The organism is Mycobacterium sp. (genome assembly GCF_035499775.1).
In the GTDB taxonomy this organism is placed as follows: domain Bacteria; phylum Actinomycetota; class Actinomycetes; order Mycobacteriales; family Mycobacteriaceae; genus Mycobacterium.
Genome location: NZ_DATJYB010000292.1, coordinates 1 through 4,240, shown reverse-complemented (window position 1 = coordinate 4,240; position 4,240 = coordinate 1). Strand labels below are relative to the sequence as shown.

Sequence of the window (4,240 nt, the reverse complement as noted above, 5' to 3'; positions counted from 1 at the left end):
CCAGTACGGCCTGCATGACACCGACACCGGGTCCCCCGAAGCGCAGATCGCGCTGCTGACCAAGCGGATCGCCGACCTGACCGAGCATCTCAAGGTGCACAAGCATGACCACCACTCGCGGCGCGGGTTGCTGCTGCTGGTCGGTCGGCGGCGCCGGCTGATCAAGTACATCTCCCAGATCGACGTGGAGCGCTACCGCTCGCTGATCGAGCGGCTGGGTCTGCGCCGCTGACGCGGGCGTTGCCCCGGAGGCCTGCTAGACCTGCGGGTTAGCCCGTGTAGAGTGGGGTCGTTTGGACCGTCTAGGTCCGGGCAAACGGTGCGGTTCGCGCAGATCCGCGTGTGCCGTTCCAGCGTTGTCACTGTGGGAGCAGCCCGGTCTGCATCGGGCGGTCTTCGGTAGTGGCTGCCGGGCTCCCCGGATCTGGGGCAGGTCGGCCGCTTCGATCGATGGCCGTAGCCGCATTCAGACTCTTTGCCAGCTTCGCGTGATGCCGCGAAAAAGATCAATAACGCAGAGAGGCCATACGGACACCTATGTCTGTAGCTGAAATTGAAGAGGGCGTGTTCGAGGCGACCGCCACCATCGACAACGGGAGCTTCGGCACCCGCACCATCCGTTTCGAGACGGGCCGTCTGGCCCTGCAGGCCGCCGGCTCTGTGGTCGCCTACTTGGACGACGAGAACATGCTGCTGTCGGCGACCACCGCCAGCAAGAACCCTAAAGAGCACTTCGACTTCTTCCCGCTGACGGTCGACGTCGAGGAGCGGATGTACGCGGCCGGGCGCATCCCCGGCTCGTTCTTCCGCCGCGAGGGCCGTCCGTCCACCGACGCGATCCTGACCTGCCGGCTTATCGACCGCCCGCTGCGCCCGTCGTTCGTCGACGGCCTGCGCAACGAGATCCAGATCGTGGTCACGATCCTGAGTCTGGACCCCAACGACCTTTACGACGTGCTGGCGATCAACGCCGCGTCGACCTCCACCCAGCTGAGCGGCCTGCCGTTCTCCGGCCCCATCGGGGGCGTGCGGGTGGCGCTCATCGACGGCACCTGGGTGGCTTTCCCCACCGTCGAGCAGATCGAGCGGGCCGTGTTCGACATGGTCGTGGCGGGCCGGATCGTCGACAGCGGTGACCAAAAAGACGTGGCGATCATGATGGTCGAGGCCGAGGCGACCGACAGGGTCATCGAGCTCGTCGAGGGCGGCGCCCAGGCGCCGACGGAAACCGTTGTGGCCGAAGGCCTGGAGGCGGCCAAGCCGTTCATCGCCGCGCTGTGCACCGCACAGCAGGAGCTGGCCGACGCGGCCGCCAAACCCGTCAGCGAGTACCCGACGTTCCCGGACTACCAGGAAGACGTGTACTACTCGGTCGCCTCGGTGGCCACCGAGGAGTTGGCCAAGGCGCTGACCATCAGCGGCAAGGCCGAGCGCGACGCGCGTACCGACGAGCTCAAGGCGCAGGTCCTCGAGCGGCTCGCCGACACCTATGAGGGCAGGGAGAAAGAGGTCAGCGCCGCGTTCCGCTCGCTGACCAAGAAGCTGGTCCGCCAGCGCATCCTCACCGACCACTTCCGCATCGACGGCCGCGGCATCACCGACATCCGCGCGTTGTCCGCCGAGGTCGCGGTAGTGCCGCGGGCGCACGGCAGCGCGCTGTTCGAGCGGGGCGAGACCCAGATCCTGGGTGTCACGACGCTCGACATGGTCAAGATGGCCCAGCAGATCGACTCGCTGGGGCCCGAAACCTCCAAGCGGTACATGCACCACTACAATTTCCCGCCGTTCTCCACCGGTGAGACCGGCCGGGTCGGCTCGCCCAAGCGGCGCGAGATCGGGCACGGCGCGCTGGCCGAGCGGGCCCTGATCCCGGTGTTGCCGAGCGTTGAGGAATTCCCCTACGCGATCCGTCAGGTCTCCGAAGCGCTGGGCTCCAACGGATCTACGTCGATGGGGTCGGTCTGCGCGTCCACGCTGGCGCTGCTCAACGCCGGGGTGCCGCTCAAGGCGCCGGTGGCCGGCATCGCGATGGGCCTGGTGTCCGACGAGGTCGACGGTGAGACCCGCTTCGTCACCCTGACCGACATCCTGGGCGCCGAGGACGCGTTCGGCGACATGGACTTCAAGTGCGCTGGCACCAAGGACTTCGTCACCGCGCTGCAGTTGGACACCAAGCTCGACGGCATCCCGTCCAAGGTGCTCGCGGGTGCGCTCGCGCAGGCCAAGGATGCGCGCCTGACGATTCTCGATGTCATGGCCGAGGCCATCGACAAGCCGGACGAGATGAGCCCGTACGCGCCGCGGGTGACGACCATCAAGGTCCCGGTGGACAAGATCGGCGAGGTGATCGGCCCCAAGGGCAAGGTCATCAACGCCATCACCGAGGAGACGGGTGCGCAGATCTCGATCGAGGACGACGGCACCGTGTTCGTCGGGGCCACCGACGGGCCGTCGGCGCAGGCCGCGATCGACCGGATCAACGCGATCGCCAACCCGCAGCTGCCCACGGTCGGCGAGCGGTTCCTCGGAACTGTGGTCAAGACAACGGATTTCGGTGCGTTCGTGTCGCTGCTGCCCGGCCGCGACGGTTTGGTGCACATCTCCAAACTGGGCAAGGGCAAGCGTATCGCCAAGGTCGAGGACGTCGTCAACGTCGGCGACAAGCTGCGGGTGGAGATCGCCGACATCGACAAGCGCGGCAAGATCTCGCTGGTCTTAGTGGCCGAAGAAGACAGCGCGGACGCAGCTCCTGCCGCTGCAGCCCCTTCGGAGACCGCGCCGGCCGATGCCGCCACGGCGAGCAACTGATCCCGCGACGGCCGGGGCGCGCTCCGGCCGTGGCAGCGCCCTGCGGCGGGGCCGGCAACATGCAGAGCCGCCGGTCAAGCCGTCTCCGGGACTGTGCCGCACCACACTGCCCGGCGGCCTGCGCGTGGTCACCGAACACCTGCCCGCGGTCCGCTCCGCGTCCATCGGCGTCTGGGTGGCGGTGGGATCGCGCGACGAGGGCGCCACGGTGGCCGGGGCGGCCCACTTCCTCGAGCACCTGCTGTTCAAGTCGACGCCGACGCGCACCGCTGTCGATATCGCCCGGGCCATGGACGCTGTCGGCGGGGAACTGAACGCGTTCACGTCCAAAGAGCACACCTGTTACTACGCGCATGTGCTCGACAGCGACCTGGCGCTCGCGGTCGACCTGGTCGCCGACGTGGTGCTCAACGGTTGTTGTGCCGCCGACGATGTCGAGCTGGAACGCGCGGTGGTCCTCGAGGAAATCGCGATGCGCGACGACGACCCCGAGGACGCGCTGTCGGACATGTTCCTGACGGCGCTGTTCGGTGACCACCCGGTCGGGCGTCCGGTGATCGGCACATCGCAATCCGTGTCGGGCATGACGCGAGCCCAGCTGAACTCATTTCATCTGCGCCGCTACACACCGGAGCGGATGGTGGTCGCGGTGGCCGGCAATGTCGACCACGACCAGGTGGTCGCGCTGGTGCGGGAGCACTTCGGGTCGCGTCTGGTCCGCGGGCGGCATCCCGTCGCGCCCCGCAAGGGCGCCGGTCGGGTGAACGGCGGCCCGCAATTGACGCTGGGCAAGCGGGACGCCGAGCAGACCCACGTGTCGTTGGGCGTGCGCACGCCCGGGCGCGGCTGGGAGCATCGCTGGGCGCTGTCGGTGCTGCACACGGCGCTGGGCGGCGGGCTGAGTTCGCGGCTGTTCCAGGAGGTTCGGGAGTCCCGCGGACTGGCCTACTCGGTGTACTCCGCGCTGGACATGTTCGCCGACACCGGCGCGCTGTCGGTGTCTGCCGCATGCCTGCCCGAGCGTTTTCCCGAGGTCATGCGGGTGACCGGCGACGTGCTCGAAGCGGTGGCGCGCGACGGCATCACCGAGTCGGAATGCCGGATCGCCAAGGGCTCGTTGCGCGGCGGGCTGGTCCTCGGCCTGGAGGACTCCGGCTCCCGGATGAGCCGGATCGGCCGCAGTGAATTGAACTACGGCATGCACCGCAGCATCGAGCACACCCTGCGGCAAATCGACGCGGTCACCGTCGAGGAGGTCAACGCGGTGGCCCGCCGGCTGCTGAGCAAGCGGTACGGCGGGGCCGTTCTCGGCCCGTATAGCTCGAAACGATCGCTGCCACAACAACTTCGGGCGATGGTAGGGTAGCCTCAAATGTCCGCCTCCTCACTCGCGCCGTGCCGGCGCTCGCCGTCGGCGGACTAGCCCGATGGT

At 68.1% G+C, this 4,240-nt stretch carries 3 protein-coding genes; all 3 read left to right on the top strand.

The window, feature by feature from the left end:
- Positions 1-232, top strand: a 232-nt coding sequence (gene rpsO, locus VML93_RS18835) for a 30S ribosomal protein S15 (protein ID WP_325612992.1), incomplete at its 5' end; no start/stop codon positions are given.
- Between the two features lie 305 nt (positions 233-537).
- Positions 538-2,808 carry a polyribonucleotide nucleotidyltransferase gene (locus VML93_RS18830; protein WP_325612990.1) on the top strand — a complete coding sequence of 757 codons (2,271 nt, stop codon included), beginning with the start codon at positions 538-540 and terminating at the stop codon, positions 2,806-2,808.
- The gene (locus VML93_RS18825; protein ID WP_325612988.1) at positions 2,786-4,174 is read left to right on the top strand and encodes a pitrilysin family protein; all 1,389 of its coding nucleotides are present in this window, start codon (positions 2,786-2,788) and stop codon (positions 4,172-4,174) included. Before VML93_RS18830 ends, VML93_RS18825 begins: the two co-directional genes overlap by 23 nt.
- Positions 4,175-4,240 lie beyond the last annotated feature (66 nt).